The organism is Candidatus Binatia bacterium (assembly GCA_035631035.1).
Taxonomy (GTDB): domain Bacteria; phylum Eisenbacteria; class RBG-16-71-46; order SZUA-252; family SZUA-252; genus DASQJL01.
Map to the genome: position 1 here is coordinate 1 of DASQJL010000077.1, position 12,689 is coordinate 12,689.

Annotated in this window: 16 protein-coding genes; 6 read left to right on the forward strand and 10 right to left on the reverse strand. The window is 69.0% G+C overall.

All coding sequences use genetic code 11. The features are described from left to right. Window positions 1-33: 33 nt before the first annotated feature. Both VE326_08525 and VE326_08530 read right to left on the reverse strand, forming a co-directional pair. A complete protein-coding gene (locus VE326_08525; GenBank protein ID HYJ33251.1) occupies window positions 34-681 on the reverse strand; it encodes a histidine phosphatase family protein in 648 nt (215 codons plus the stop codon). Between the two features lie 71 nt (window positions 682-752). After that, complete coding sequence (locus tag VE326_08530; GenBank protein ID HYJ33252.1) at window positions 753-1,643, reverse strand: dienelactone hydrolase family protein; 891 nt, start codon at window positions 1,641-1,643, stop codon at window positions 753-755. A 194-nt stretch (window positions 1,644-1,837) separates the two neighbouring features. Here VE326_08530 and VE326_08535 point away from each other — a divergent pair, with 194 nt between their 5' ends. Next, window positions 1,838-2,425: a hypothetical protein gene (locus VE326_08535; GenBank protein HYJ33253.1), complete on the forward strand. Its 588-nt coding sequence runs from the start codon at window positions 1,838-1,840 to the stop codon at window positions 2,423-2,425. A gap of 70 nt (window positions 2,426-2,495) precedes the next feature. Here VE326_08535 and VE326_08540 read toward each other — a convergent pair whose 3' ends face one another. From VE326_08540 to merB, 4 genes are all read right to left on the reverse strand, one after another. Further along, a complete protein-coding gene (locus VE326_08540) occupies window positions 2,496-3,008 on the reverse strand; it encodes a hypothetical protein (GenBank protein ID HYJ33254.1) in 513 nt (170 codons plus the stop codon). A 28-nt stretch (window positions 3,009-3,036) separates the two neighbouring features. Continuing rightward, window positions 3,037-4,593 carry a hypothetical protein gene (locus tag VE326_08545; GenBank protein ID HYJ33255.1) on the reverse strand — a complete coding sequence of 519 codons (1,557 nt, stop codon included), beginning with the start codon at window positions 4,591-4,593 and terminating at the stop codon, window positions 3,037-3,039. A 90-nt stretch (window positions 4,594-4,683) separates the two neighbouring features. Further along, window positions 4,684-4,854 carry a hypothetical protein gene (locus tag VE326_08550; GenBank protein HYJ33256.1) on the reverse strand — a complete coding sequence of 57 codons (171 nt, stop codon included), beginning with the start codon at window positions 4,852-4,854 and terminating at the stop codon, window positions 4,684-4,686. A 66-nt stretch (window positions 4,855-4,920) separates the two neighbouring features. Next, complete coding sequence (gene merB, locus VE326_08555; GenBank protein ID HYJ33257.1) at window positions 4,921-5,361, reverse strand: organomercurial lyase; 441 nt, start codon at window positions 5,359-5,361, stop codon at window positions 4,921-4,923. 166 nt (window positions 5,362-5,527) lie between these two features. Between merB and VE326_08560 the strand changes: the two genes are divergently transcribed. Both VE326_08560 and VE326_08565 read left to right on the forward strand, forming a co-directional pair. Next, window positions 5,528-6,079 (forward strand): GNAT family N-acetyltransferase, encoded by a 552-nt coding sequence (locus tag VE326_08560; GenBank protein HYJ33258.1) that lies wholly within the window; start codon window positions 5,528-5,530, stop codon window positions 6,077-6,079. Then, window positions 6,076-6,999, forward strand: a complete 924-nt coding sequence (locus VE326_08565) for a cysteine synthase family protein (protein HYJ33259.1) — start codon at window positions 6,076-6,078, stop codon at window positions 6,997-6,999. Before VE326_08560 ends, VE326_08565 begins: the two co-directional genes overlap by 4 nt. Window positions 7,000-7,007: 8 nt before the next feature. Here the strand turns inward: VE326_08565 and VE326_08570 are convergent, their stop codons facing one another. From VE326_08570 to VE326_08585, 4 genes are all read right to left on the reverse strand, one after another. Beyond that, window positions 7,008-7,283 (reverse strand): hypothetical protein, encoded by a 276-nt coding sequence (locus VE326_08570; GenBank protein HYJ33260.1) that lies wholly within the window; start codon window positions 7,281-7,283, stop codon window positions 7,008-7,010. Then, on the reverse strand, window positions 7,280-8,113 hold the full coding sequence (locus tag VE326_08575; protein HYJ33261.1) for a carbon-nitrogen hydrolase family protein: 834 nt from the start codon (window positions 8,111-8,113) through the stop codon (window positions 7,280-7,282). The genes VE326_08570 and VE326_08575 overlap by 4 nt, the downstream gene beginning before the upstream one ends. 65 nt (window positions 8,114-8,178) lie before the next feature. Then, a complete protein-coding gene (locus VE326_08580) occupies window positions 8,179-8,706 on the reverse strand; it encodes a hypothetical protein (GenBank protein ID HYJ33262.1) in 528 nt (175 codons plus the stop codon). Window positions 8,707-8,770: 64 nt separating this feature from the next. Beyond that, window positions 8,771-9,853 (reverse strand): zf-HC2 domain-containing protein, encoded by a 1,083-nt coding sequence (locus tag VE326_08585; GenBank protein HYJ33263.1) that lies wholly within the window; start codon window positions 9,851-9,853, stop codon window positions 8,771-8,773. Window positions 9,854-10,101: 248 nt separating this feature from the next. Between VE326_08585 and VE326_08590 the strand changes: the two genes are divergently transcribed. The 3 genes from VE326_08590 to VE326_08600 all read left to right on the forward strand — a co-directional run. Beyond that, window positions 10,102-10,668 (forward strand): hypothetical protein, encoded by a 567-nt coding sequence (locus VE326_08590; protein HYJ33264.1) that lies wholly within the window; start codon window positions 10,102-10,104, stop codon window positions 10,666-10,668. A gap of 49 nt (window positions 10,669-10,717) precedes the next feature. Then, window positions 10,718-11,479 (forward strand): hypothetical protein, encoded by a 762-nt coding sequence (locus VE326_08595; GenBank protein HYJ33265.1) that lies wholly within the window; start codon window positions 10,718-10,720, stop codon window positions 11,477-11,479. A gap of 5 nt (window positions 11,480-11,484) precedes the next feature. After that, window positions 11,485-12,689, forward strand: a 1,205-nt coding sequence (locus VE326_08600; protein HYJ33266.1) for a hypothetical protein, incomplete at its 3' end; no start/stop codon positions are given.

Consider the following 12,689-nt stretch of genomic DNA (forward strand, 5'->3'; position numbering starts at 1 on the left):
CTCCGCGAAGTGCTCGAGGGTTAGCTCCGTTCTCTACTTCGGCGTTTGCTTCGATTCCGGCAGGTGCCCCACGTCGCTGTACATCGTGGGGCGAACGGATCCGTCCGGCCGGATGGCGATGATGGTGAGCGAGGCGTGCCCGATGTGGAGGTTGGCCCAGGCTTTCGGGTCGACGCCGAGGGCGCGCAGAAACGTCCACCGAATGATGTTGCCGTGGCAGACCAGCACGTCATGGGTATCCTGATCGGGCGTGGGAGCGAAGTAGCGCTGCCACTGGACGACGCGCATGGAATCGCAAAGGGCGACGTCCTCGGGCTTCTCGCCCGCCATGACGCGAGCGTCGGTGCTGGTGGGCGTGCACTCGTTGAGCGCCGCGTCGCGGGTCGGCTTCATGTGCATGGGCACGGCCATATCGTCCGCCGTCTGGACCGCCCGCAACAATCCACTGCTCACCAACCGATGGAATCGTACGGGAAGGGCGGCGAGGCGCGCGCCGATGAGCTTGGCCTGCTCGTGGCCCAGGGCGTTCAGGCCATTCCCCAGGCTGTCGTTGGTGACGCTGGGGTCCGGGTCGTAGACGCCATGCCGTACCAGGTAGACGTAATGAACGCCCGTCCTGGCGCGGGGGGCGGATGTACGGGCCGGGTCGCCCGGGGGTTGAGCCCGGGCGGAAGCGGCCATGCCCAGAAGAAGAGCGCAACCCAGCAGGAATGCGGTTCGGTTCGCAGCACGGACCCCGTTCATGGTCTTCTTCACGCCAGGTGCTTCTTGAAGAACTCGATCGTCCGCGACCAGGCCACCTTCGCCGCCTCGGCGTCGTAGCGCGGCGTGGTGTCGTTGTTGAAGCCATGCTGCGTGCCCGGGTAGAAGAAGACTTCGTACTTCTTCTTGTTCTCCTTGAGCGCCGCCTCGTATGCGGGCCAGCCCGCGTTGACGCGCTCGTCGGTCTCCGCGTAGTGGAGGAGCAGCGGAGCCTGGATCTTCGGCACGTCGGCGGCCGGCGGTTGGGTGCCGTAGAAGGGAACGCCCGCCTTCAGCTCCGGCATGCGCGTCGCGAGGTAGTTCACGATGCCGCCACCGTAGCAGAAGCCGACCGCACCGATCTTCCCGGTGCAGTCGGGGCGCCCGCGCAGCACGTTCGCCGCGGCCACGAAGTCCTCGCGCGCCTTGGCCTGGTCGAGCTTCGCGAACAGCTCTCGCGCCTTGTCCTCGTCCCCCGGATAGCCGCCGAGCGGCGTCAGCGCGTCCGGCGCGAACGCCATGAAGTTCTCCAGCGCGAGCCGCCGGGTGATGTCCTCGATATGCGGGTTCAAGCCGCGGTTTTCGTGAAAGACGAGGATTCCGGGCAGCTTCTTGTCCTTCGCGCTCGCGGGACGCGCCAGGTAGCCCTTCATCGTTCCGTTGCCCCGGGGCGAGTCGTACTCGAGCGTCTGCGTGACCAGGCGCTTGTCGTCGGGGGTCACCTGCTGCCCCTCGGCGAACTTCGGCGACAGCTCGTCGAGCAGCATCGCCGCGGTCACGCCCCCCACCGCGAACCTGGCGGCGCCGATCAGGAAGCCGCGGCGATCGATCCCGCCGTGGACGTACTTGTCGAAGAGATCCAGCAGCCCCTGCGGATAGTCACTCGCATGCTTCCGTTCCATCGCTCCTCCGGCTCACGCTTGGCCGCAGCTTGGGATGAAGTCAGAGCCTCAACGATACCACCTCGGACTCCACCCAACCCTGTTCCTGGCAGCCGTCGTCCGTCCGGTGTACCGTGGAAGGTTGCGCGAGGTGGCAGTGTGCTTCCTCGCCCAGGGAAAGGGTGAAGTCTATGGATAGGAGACGAATGCTGATCATGGCCGCGCTTCTGATGCCCCTCCTCGCGACCGGCGTCCCGCCCGCCGCCAGGGCGGCGGACGTCGGGATCTCGATACGCATCGGAGATCGGTATCAGGGCTCGGAGCTCCGCTTCACGAATCGGCCCCGCCTGGTCGTCATCCCGCGGACGAACGTCTACTACGTCCAGAACTACGATGTGGATGTCTACCGCTACGGGCGCTTCTACTACGCCTACGACCGAGGCCGCTGGTGGCGCGCGACCAGCTACCGCGGACCCTGGTACTACATTCGCGGGCGTGCGGTGCCGAGGCAGATCTTCATCATTCCGGCTGACTACCGCAGAAACTGGCGGGGCGATTACGGCGAGTGGCGCGAACGGGACTACGACCAGAACTGGGAGCAGTCCTGGGGTCATCGCGAACGCGGGCGTGACGTGAATCGCGCCCAGGACGAAAACCGCGGCCATGACATGGGTCGCGGCGAGGAAATGAATCGGGGCAGGGAGACGGATCGCTCTGCCAACCCCGGAGACCAGGGCAACCAGAAGGACAAGGGTAAGAGGGGGAACGACAAGGGCGGCAACAAGGGCAACCGAGGACACTGAGCTCAGGGCGCCGCGCTCGCACGGGCGGCGCCACCGCTTCGCTCTCGAGCGGAGCCGGCCGAATGCGCCTCTAGCCCCGATGGAGCGCTTCGTCCTCCGCCGAGGGACCTCGAGTCGCGCGGTCGATCTGCCGGATCGCGCCCATGTGGTAGGCGAGGTGCACGACGCTGCCGGCCATCCACCCGGCCTCGACCTCGCTCAGGTCGCGCGGCGTGCTGAGGGCCTCCGCCCATCGGGTCGCCTCGCGGCGGAGATCATCCCTGAGCGTTCTCCATTCGGCATCCGACACGACGGTCTTCCGCCAGCTGGCGGTCCAGTCCATTTCGGGCCACGGCGGGGAGAGGCCGTCCGCCCATCGGTTGAGCAGCGACAGGCCGTAGCGAAGATGGTCCACGTGGGAGGCGATCGACGGTCCACCGCCGTGCCTCGCCGAAGCGGCAGCGGCGGAGAGCCGTTCGAGCGATGCGAGGAGGCCCGGGTCGCCCTGGTTGAGCACGTATGTGCGCGCGCTGGAATCCGGAGAGCCGTGAGCGATCTCGCGGAAGATCTCGGGCAGGGCCTTGGCTAAAGGCGAAGCGGTCATGGCTTTCTCTCTCTCCACGGCGACGGAACTAAGGCGACGAAACGGAGCCCGAGGCGGAGACGCTCCGTCTTGCCTGCTCCAAGCCGCGCAGGCTGTTCCGCCTGCCGGGTGAGGACTTCAGAACCTCTTCATAGGCTGCGACCGCTTCCCCCGGCCTTCCCAGCTCCAGGAGGAGATCGCCTAGCTGCTCGCGGGCCGGCAGCAGCGCGCCGGGCGTGACCGGGTTCTTGTCGATCGAGTCCTCGAGGTCCGCGGCCGAGCGCAGCCCCTGCAATGCCTCGTCGTCCTTCTTCTCCGCGCGCGCCATCCAGCCCGACACCTCGCGCCGCTCGACCTCCACCTGGTCCGCCCAGTTGTATCCGTCCTTCACGCCGGCGAGCGCTTGATGGAGCGAATCGAGCCGGGCGAGCGCCTGGCGCGCGATGCGCAGGTTTCCCGAGCGGGCCGCGCCGATCCCTCGCGCGGTTTGGGTCAGCGCCTCGGCCCAGGGATACTTGTCCCAGGAGAACCACGCCGGCTGAACCGTAAGCCGGGCCGCGTCCTTCCACAGGTGCCGCTCCAGGGCGTAGCGCGCGGGAACGGCGGCGAACGCGTAGGCCGCCTGCGGCGTCTGCTGATTGAGGTGGGACACCGCGCGCATCGCGCCGACGATCTTCCTGGCCTCGGCATCCCTGCCGAGCTGGAGATAGGCGTAGGTCAGGTAGTCCATCTCGTGGAGCTCTTCGAAGTAGGTCGACCCCGGATGCGTCTTGGCCATCAGGGCGCGTGCCGCTCGCTGCGCCGCGAGGTTGGACTGGATCGATTCGTCCCAGAGGCCGAGTCGCGTGAAGATGTGCGACGGCATGTGCTGCGCGTGCGGCGCGGACGGCGCGATCTTCGCGTAGGCGCGGGCCGCGGGAAGGGCCAGGCTCGCAAGACCCGGGTAGTCCAGGCTGTGGATCAGGTAGTGCGCCACGCCGGGGTGGTTGGGAGCCTTCGTGAGGATGGAGTTCAGGAGATCGGCGGCCCTTCGCTGCACCGCGTACGTCTTGTCGGTCGTCGAAGCGTTGCCCAGGATCGAGAGGGCGTAGAAGATCGTTCCTTCGATATCGTCGGGGAACCGCGCATGGAGCTGCTCCATCGCTTTCTCATAGGCAATCCGCCGCGTGGGAGCATCGAGGCGATCGGCATCCTTGTAGTAGACCGCGATGGCGGCGATGTAGCTCTGCTCGCGGTCGGTCTTGCCCCCGAGGGTCGTCGCGGTCGCGGCGGCGGCGAGACCCCGGTCGAAATCGGCCTGCGTGGTGGGACCCCAGATCGGGTGGTAGTTGCACATGGCGATTCCCCAGTACGCCATGGCGCAGCTCGAATCCCGCGCGGTCATGGCGCGAAACCCGCGTTCCGCCTGCTCGTACTCGAACGAGTGGAGCAGGGCGACGGCGCGGTCGAACTCGTGCTGCTGGTCGGGCGCGACGGAGATCGGAAAGTGCACGGTCCCGAGCGTCTCGGGATTCGGCGCCTCGTGGAGGTGATCCTCGTGGGCGCGCGCGGCGAGCGGGATCGAGAGCGCGAAGAGCGCGGCGAATACCAACCTCATCGGTTTCATGGGCCGGGAGTATAGGCGCACCCCGGGGGCGTTGGATCGGCGAACTTGCGTCCTTGGCAGCCCAAGGGCCCCAAACGTTCCTGACCTGACCTAGCCGAACGAATCGGCCGTCGGATCCCAGAAGTCGCCTTCGAGGCCGATCCCCGCGAACACGGCGCGCATTTCATCCACCCTGGGCCGGCGCGACTCGCCCTCCAGCCGCGTCGAATACCAGGTCACGGCCATTCTCCAGAGCTGGTCCATGGTCACGAGCGGCCGCACCGGCGCGCCCCGCGCCGCACACCATGCTCGAACCCGTTCTTCCGACCGGAAGAAGAGCATGTTCGCTCAGGTGAAGACGAGGTCGTCCCACCACCGGGCCGCGGGCACGAGACAATGGAAAAGCCACGCCGACGCCTCCGGTCCCTGCCTGCCGACCTCGAGCACGAGCGGCGCCCCCGATTCCTCGCACCGGGACCGGACGCGCCCCGGCATCCGGAGCGCCGCGGGAATGCCCAGGGCATCCCAGGCGCAATTGGCGAAATATTCGATGCCGTCCACCTCGACCCGATGTTGCGTCGGCACTCCGGAGAACGGGGGAGCCATGCGGATCGTCCGCCCATCCGGCTCGAGCAGGAGCAGGCGCTGCGCGCGCAGGTCCTTGTACGCGGCGAGCACCTGGGCGCTGTCGAGGCCCGCCCGGGAAGCGACTTCTTCGGGAGCCGGACGCCGGCCCGTCTCCGCGAAGAGGCCGTACACGGCCATCTTCACACGGACGTCGAATTCCACGGACATCCAGCCTCCTCGGCGCGTTGACGGCGGCGCGCACGCCCGGCCCCGCGCAGCGGCTCTACTTCGAGCCCACGACCGAGCAACGATACACCTTGTCGGTCACCCCGATCTGATAAGTTCCCTTTCGACGCACGCCCCCAGACCCATGGCCCATGAGGAAGCCTTGACCTTCGAGCTGCAGCCCACGCTGTCCGGGGAACTGCTGGAGCTTCGTCCTCTCCGTCCGGAGGACTTCGACGCGCTCTACGCGGTCGCCTCCGACCCGCTCATCTGGGAGCAGCACCCCGAACCGGACCGCTATCGCGAGGAGCGCTTCCGGGTCTATTTCGACGGCGCCCTGAAGTCCGGCGGAGCGCTGATCGCGGTCGATCGCAAGAGCGGTGCGGTCATCGGGGCATCCCGCTATCACGCCTACGATCCGGCCGCCAGCGAGATCGAGATCGGCTATACGTTCCTCGGGCGCCCCTTCTGGGGCGGCCGCTACAACGGCGAGATGAAGCGGCTGATGCTGAACCATGCCTTCCGCTTCGTCGATCGCGTCGTCTTCCTCATCGGCGAGGACAACTGGCGGTCGCGGAGGGCGGTCGAGAAGATCGGCGGCGTCTACGCGGGGACCCGGATCGACGGGAAGCGTCAGGAGCGGGTGGTCTACGCGATCACCGCGGAGGCCTGGCGCGGGCGCGTCGCCGAGGATCCTCCGCGCCCGCCGGCATGAAGATCCTCGAGGCGATCGGCAACACCTCCATCGTTCGCCTGCAGCGCGTCGTGCCTCCGGGCGCCGCGGACGTGTTCGTCAAGCTCGAGTGGGAGAACCCGACCGGCAGCATGAAGGACCGGATGGCGCGCGCCGTCATCGAGGGCGCCGAGCGGAAGGGCCGGCTCCATCCCGGCGATACGGTGGTCGAGTACACGGGTGGCAGCACCGGGGCTTCGCTGGCCCTGGTCTGCGCGGCGAAGGGCTATCGCATCCACATCGTGAGCTCCGACGCCTTCGCGCGGGAAAAGCGCGATCAGATGGCGGCGTACGGGGCCGACCTCACGCTGGTTCCGAGCGAGGGCGGGCTCACGACGAAGAAGCTCATCCTGGACATGGTCGAGACGGCGCGGCGCCTGGCCGAGCGGCCGAACAGCCATGCGACCGACCAGCTGCAGAACGAGGACAGCCTCACCGGCTACCACGCCCTCGGCGAGGAGATCTGGCTGCAGACGAACGGCCGGATCGATGCGTTCGTCCACGCGGTCGGGACGGCGGCGTCCCTGCGCGGCGTCGCGACCATCCTGAAGCGGCACAACGCCGCGGTGCGGATCGTGGCGGTCGAGCCCGCGGAGTCGGCGGTTCTCGGCGGGGGCCCGCCGGGCGCGCACAAGATCGAGGGGATCGGAATCGGCTACACGCCGCCGCTCTGGGATCCTTCGCTCGTGGACGAGATCGTCCCGATCGCCACTCCGGATGCCAAGGAGATGACGCGGCGTCTCGCCCGCGAGGAGGCGCTCTTCGCGGGGACCTCCTCCGGAGCGAACGTGCTCGCGGCGATTCAGGTCGCCGGGAGGCTGGGCCCCGGGCGGAGGGTCGTGACGCTGGCGGTCGACTCGGGCTTGAAGTACCTGAACACGGACGTGTACCGGACGGGCTGAGCCGCCTCTCAGCGCAGGCGGTACTTCTGCGGTCTCGTCGCCGTCCGCTGCACGAGCTTCCGCGACTCGAGATCCAGCTTCACGGTCTCGCCGTACCAATGGACGTTCCCGTCGAAGTTGCGCTTCAGCTTGCCCTCGAGCGCCCGCATCAATTCCGCATGCGTGAGCTCGCGGCCCTGGAGCGCCGAGAGCATCGCCGCCTTGACCGCGTCGTACTTCTCCTTCGCGATGTTCTTGCCGCTCTTCCCTTGGGGATGGCGGGTACGAATCGTCGTGCCGGTCATTTCGTCTCCTTTCTCGCGCGTTGGGCCGTGTCGCTGCCGGTCTCGCCGTACCGGTCGGGCGCGTACCGCGAAGCCAGCAACCCCGTCGCCCGGTTCCGATCGATCTCCTGGACGAGGACGCCTTCTTCGCCGTACGGCAGGAACGCCTGGCATCGTCCCGCGGGGTCGATGAGACTGGTCGCCGCCTCGGGATAGCGCAGCGCGTAGTTCACGCTCGCGAAGTAGATCGTATTCTCGAGGCTGCGCATCATCATCGCTTTTTCGTAGTACGCCCCTTCCGGGGCACCCCAGGCTCTGGGGATGACGCCCTCGGTATTGCTGCCGGTGTGCTGCGGATGGAACACGATCGCCGCGCCGCGCGCCGCCGCCCACCGCACCGTTTCCGGGTAGCGCCACCCCTCGTGGCAGATCGCGATGCCGAATTTCATCCCCTCCGCCTCGAACAGGCGCCGCCCCGACCCCGGCACATAGAAGCGGTCCTCGCTGGGATCGAGCTGCGTCTTGATCTGGCACCCCTGGACGCCGCCATCGGTTCCGATCACGAATGCGGCGATCTGGCGGCCGGCCTCCGCCACGTGCTCCAGGCCGAGGATCACGGCCATGCGATGCGCCCGGGCCCAGCACCCCACGGTCCGAAGCGCGCGTTCCTCGCGCTCGCGATCCCAGGGCAGTACCTCGAAGTCCTGCCCGTGCAGGCCCGGCAGATAGGCCTCGGGGAAGCAGACGATGCGCGCGCCGCGGGCGGCGGCATCCGCGGTCAGGCGCTCGATTCGCTCCAGGCCGTCCTCGAGCGTTGCGGCCGCTCGAGGGGAGGCCAATCCGATGATCATGGGATCCTCGTTGCACTGGTTGCCATGGACTATGGCGCCGGTGAAGCGGGCAGGTTACCCGAGGACTAGTAGGGGGGCACGTCCTTCTTCAAGCGTGGGGCGCACGTGGCCGTCATCTCGCACCCCGGGGCGGGAACGTAGGAGGGGTCGCTGTCGTCCCCGCCGTCCCATCGTCCCTCGAGAATGCACACGTACTTCATCGTCTCGAATCCCATCACGGTTCCGTCGGTGCCGTCGGTGGAGTAGCCGGGGTGTGTCGCCCATCCGGCGGCGGTGAGCGCCTGGGCCACCTCCTCGACCGGACAGAAGGTCGTGTCGGTCACGACGACCCGCACTGCGTAGCCGGACACGGAGTCCGCGACGTACCAGGACTGGAACCGCGCGGGTCCCACGCTGACGTGAATCGCCGTGTCGCCGCGCGGCACGAGGCGGCGGACGATCGCCAGCACGCTGTCGCGAACCGTCTCGAGCGAGGCGTACTCGACGGTGGGCGCGGGAAGCCGCACCGAGTCGTCCGCGCGGCCCTGGGCGTAGCCGGACAGGACCGTCCCCGCCAGAAGAAGCAGCGCCAGGAACCTCGGAGCGGTGCGCATACGGTAAGGATCGGCAGCCCCTCCCGGAACCTGAGGCGCTGGCGCCTGGAGATCGGAGCGGCCGTCAGCCGCCGATCCGCTTGAGCTCCTCCTTCGCCAGGTCTCGGTCCGGGGACGGCGGAGAGAGCACGATGAACGAGCGCAGGGAGGCGATGGCGGAGGCGGCCCGATAGGCATCGGGAGCGGCCAGCCACGCCCGGTACCGCGCCTCGGCGAGGTGACGCCGGGCGATCGCCTGCTCCGCGCCGGTCAGGGCGGGGACCGCCTGGTCCCAGGCGTTGGCGGCAGCGTCGAGATTCGCGGCCGACGAATCGGCCGCGGCCGCCTGCGAGGACCGACGCGCGATGGCCACCAACGGAGCGGCCGCGGGCGGCGCGCCGGCGAGCTCGTCGGGGATCGCGGCGGGCTTCGGCATGGTCTGGGTCCGCGCCTCAGGGGCGCCGACCGCCGGCCAATCCCGAGGCAACGCGTGCACCGGTGAAGGGGCGACCGACGTCGTCGTCTGGAACCGCCGCACGGGGACCGCGCTCGGTTTCGGGGTGACGCGCGTCGGCGTCTCCAGAGCGCGTGCCGCCGTTACCGGAGCGAGTGCCGTGGTCTCAGGCTTCGGCAAAGGTTCGGGTTGCCTCTCGAGCACGACCGAATGCTGCGCCGGCTCGGCGGGCGGCGCCGGGCGCTCCCCGGCAGGCGCGGGATTCGGTCGTGGGAACGGCCTCGGGATCGTGTAGCCGATCGCACCGACGATCAGACAGAGGATCGCCGCGGCGAACCAGGGTATCGCGGGCTGCTGCCGTGGCCGGCGGCTGGCGGAGAGCGAGGCCTTCCGACGAATGGCCGCGTGCGGCGCCGGCACGGCCGCGGGGGCCGCCGCGACGCGCTCGGGCATCGGCGCTCGCGCCCCTTCCGATTTCGTCACGCGGGGCTTCCGGCCGGGGCCGACGACGCGGTCCGCAAGGCCGCTGAAGAACTCCTCGCCGGGATCGTGCACCAGCACCCGGTCGAGGATCGTCTCCTGCTCGCGGAACGCCTCGAACCGCAGGGCGCATTCCGCGCAGCCGTCGAGATGTCTCCGGACGAGCTGGATCGACGATTCCGGCAGCTCGCGATCGAGAAAGGCCGAGAGCTGATGGGTGGTGAGGTGGATCACGTCGTGAGCACTCCGTGGCCGCGCCAAGTATCTCGGGAGGATCCCTGTCGTCGTGGATCGGCAGGAGCCGGCATGATCTTGCGACCCTGGAGAGACGCCTGGGAGACGTTATACAGACACGCGTACATACCAACTCCAGACCCGCTCAAGATGAGCACCTCCGGCGCCGAAAGGATCCCAGCAGCAAGCCGCGGTCGTCGGGGGGCAATCCACAGGGGGGCCCCCGCCACCTCAACGGAGGAGCAGGTATGCGGATCCAGAAGGCATGGTTTGGCGGTCTCGTCGCGCTGGCGGTGTCGGCGGCCCTTTCGTCCACGGCCTCGGCGCAGGCGATCTCGAACATCGGCAACGTGAACCTGAGCGCGACCCTGCCGCAGTCGGTCACCGTCACGGTCACGAGCGGCTCGTCGGTGACGTTCGCGCTCACCGAGAATGCCGCCACGAACGGCAACGTTCCCACCGTCATCCAGACGGCCTGGAACGTGAATCCCGGCCAGGTCGGCGCGGTGACGCTCTACGGATACTTCGACGTGCCCGCCCAGGCGCTTACCGACGGCGGCGGCAACAACGTTCCGACGTCGTGGGTGGAAGGGCAGATGACGACGGGCAATCCGACCACCTACACCGCCTTCACGCAGACGAACCCGGTGGGGCCCGCCGGCGGGAGCCTGAGCCTCTTCTCGAGCGCGATCACGGGTCTGAACAAGATCAGCAGCCGGACCGACAACTTGGACCTGCGCATCAACTTGACCGGCCAAACGCTCCCCGCCGGCACCTACACGGGCGTGCTGCGACTCCAGGCGCGCGCGATCTGACGCGCTCCAGGGAGGCGACGATTTGAACCGGGTTCCAGGGAGGGACTCAGTGCGGACGAGGGCGCGCGGACGGATCCGCGGCGCCCTCGAGCCGCTTCGACCGGCGCGGGTGGCGGCCCTTCTGGCCGTCCTGGCGTCGCTCGCGACCGGGATCCCGGCGCGGGCGCAGACGCTTCGCCCGGTCGTGGTGGAGTACTACGGCGCGACCGCGAAGGGGAAGTTCGAGCTGGCGAACGACGGGCTCGTGCCGCTGACCGTCATTCTGGAGCCGAAGAGCTTCGACGTGACCGAGACCGGGGACGCGATCTACCGCGCGCTCGATCCCCGCATCCGGCTGCGCCTTTCCACCATGAGCGTCCGAATTCCCGCGCGGCAGTCGCGCTGGGTGTTCTTCGAGGCCAGGACCGACTCCGTCCCCGCATGGTTCGTGGTGACCGCCACGTTTTCCGGAATGCCCAAGCGTTCCGGCCTCGAGGTGCTGGTGGAGCTGCCGCACACGGTGTACCTGGTGCAGAAGGAGCTCCTCCGGCGCGAGGACGTCCGCGTGACGAGCGCGGTCTACAGCGCGGCGGAGAAATGGATCCTGCTCGAGATCGAAAACCGGAGCCCGCGGCTGGGACGCGTCACGCAGGTCGAGGCGTTCGGCAAGGGGGAGCGCCGGGAGCATCCGAGCTTCCCACTCCTGCCGGGGGGCCGGCGGCAGCTCCTCATTCCGTGGGACGCCGCGTCCGAACCCGATCGCGTGACGCTGCGATTCCAGGGCTTCACCCTGGAAGTCCCGCTCCAGAAGACCTCGCAGGTCGCGGGCTAGACGTCGTGGCGCGCGGGCCAGGAATCGCGCGGCTCGCCGGCGCGCTCGCCGTGCTGGCGGTTGCCTCCGGCTCGGCGCGCGCGCAGGTGATCGCCGTTCAGGCCGGAGCCTCCTCCCTGCAGCAGGCGCAGGGAGGCGCGCTCTCCATTCACGACGACGCCTACGAGGGCTCGCTCGGAATCGGCAGCGTGAACCCCCTCCGGGTCGGCGCGTTCCTCCGCACGCGCTGGCATGGCGCGGGTCTCACCCTCGGCGACCAGACGATCCCCTTCGCGCTCCCGACCGACGTCTTCGCCATGGGGCATTCCTTCCTCGGCCGCGGGGTCGGAGTCCGGGTGGACGATGACGAGGTCTCCCTGCTGGCGATGGGAGGCACGACCGCGACGGGCTTTGCCACGCCCTATTCATTCGGCGCGACCGGCCAGGACCCCGTCGGGCTCCTCTTCCTCGAAGGGCGGGTCACGCCCACGCTTTACGTCACGTCGCGGAGCCTCTATTCGGGACAGATGACCAGCCTGTTCGGCGCCGACTGGAACCCGCGGCCCGAATTCGCCGCGGCGCTGGCGGGGGGCGAGGGAGCGGAGGAGGGGTATCTCGCCGCGAGCACCCGTTACGAGCGCGGTCCGTTCGCCGCCCGGGCCGCCTACGCGCTGGCGGGCTCAGGCTTCCGCCGCGTCGTCGTCCCTCGGCCCGACGCCTCGGAGCCGGTGCGCGAGAACGTCGAGATCGCCTTCCGGCCTCGGTCGGGGCCCGCGCTCACGGCCGCGCGGAACCGCTACGTGCAGCCCGGCTCCGGCGGGACGGGCACGGTGAACCAGCTTTCCGCGTCGGGAGTCGTGCGGGGCGTGGCGGCGAACGCGGCCGTTCTCCTTTCGCGGTCGCCGGACGCGGGGGGCACCGGGGTCACGCTCTCCCTGGGGCGAGGCATCGGACGCTTCCTGCGGCTTCAGGGGAGCGCGCTGCGCTCCGATCCGCAGAACGGTCCTCCCCAGACGATGGGGGTGGGCTCGGTGACCGAGGAGCTGTCGCCGCGCCTTTCGCTGACCCAGCTCGCGACCCATTCCGCGGGGAACACCACCGTCAGCTTCGGGGGGAACCTCCTGCTCGACGCCGTCACCCTCGGCGCCGAATACCAGACCATCTACGTCCCGTTCGCGCCGCGCGAACCCTTCCGCCAGGCGCTCATGCTCCACGCGCGCATCCAGGCGCC

Excerpts from the sequence above, each read along its gene's own strand:
- VE326_08590 (HYJ33264.1), top strand. The coding sequence starts at position 10,102 with ATGCGGATCCAGAAGGCATGGTTTGGCGGTCTCGTCGCGCTGGCGGTG.
- VE326_08525 (HYJ33251.1), bottom strand. The coding sequence starts at position 681 with ATGGCCGCTTCCGCCCGGGCTCAACCCCCGGGCGACCCGGCCCGTACA.
- VE326_08530 (HYJ33252.1), bottom strand. The coding sequence starts at position 1,643 with ATGGAACGGAAGCATGCGAGTGACTATCCGCAGGGGCTGCTGGATCTC.
- VE326_08575 (HYJ33261.1), bottom strand. The coding sequence starts at position 8,113 with ATGATCATCGGATTGGCCTCCCCTCGAGCGGCCGCAACGCTCGAGGAC.
- VE326_08570 (HYJ33260.1), bottom strand. The coding sequence starts at position 7,283 with ATGACCGGCACGACGATTCGTACCCGCCATCCCCAAGGGAAGAGCGGC.
- VE326_08535 (HYJ33253.1), top strand. The coding sequence starts at position 1,838 with ATGGCCGCGCTTCTGATGCCCCTCCTCGCGACCGGCGTCCCGCCCGCC.
- VE326_08565 (HYJ33259.1), top strand. The coding sequence starts at position 6,076 with ATGAAGATCCTCGAGGCGATCGGCAACACCTCCATCGTTCGCCTGCAG.
- VE326_08540 (HYJ33254.1), bottom strand. The coding sequence starts at position 3,008 with ATGACCGCTTCGCCTTTAGCCAAGGCCCTGCCCGAGATCTTCCGCGAG.
- VE326_08545 (HYJ33255.1), bottom strand. The coding sequence starts at position 4,593 with ATGAAACCGATGAGGTTGGTATTCGCCGCGCTCTTCGCGCTCTCGATC.
- VE326_08580 (HYJ33262.1), bottom strand. The coding sequence starts at position 8,706 with ATGCGCACCGCTCCGAGGTTCCTGGCGCTGCTTCTTCTGGCGGGGACG.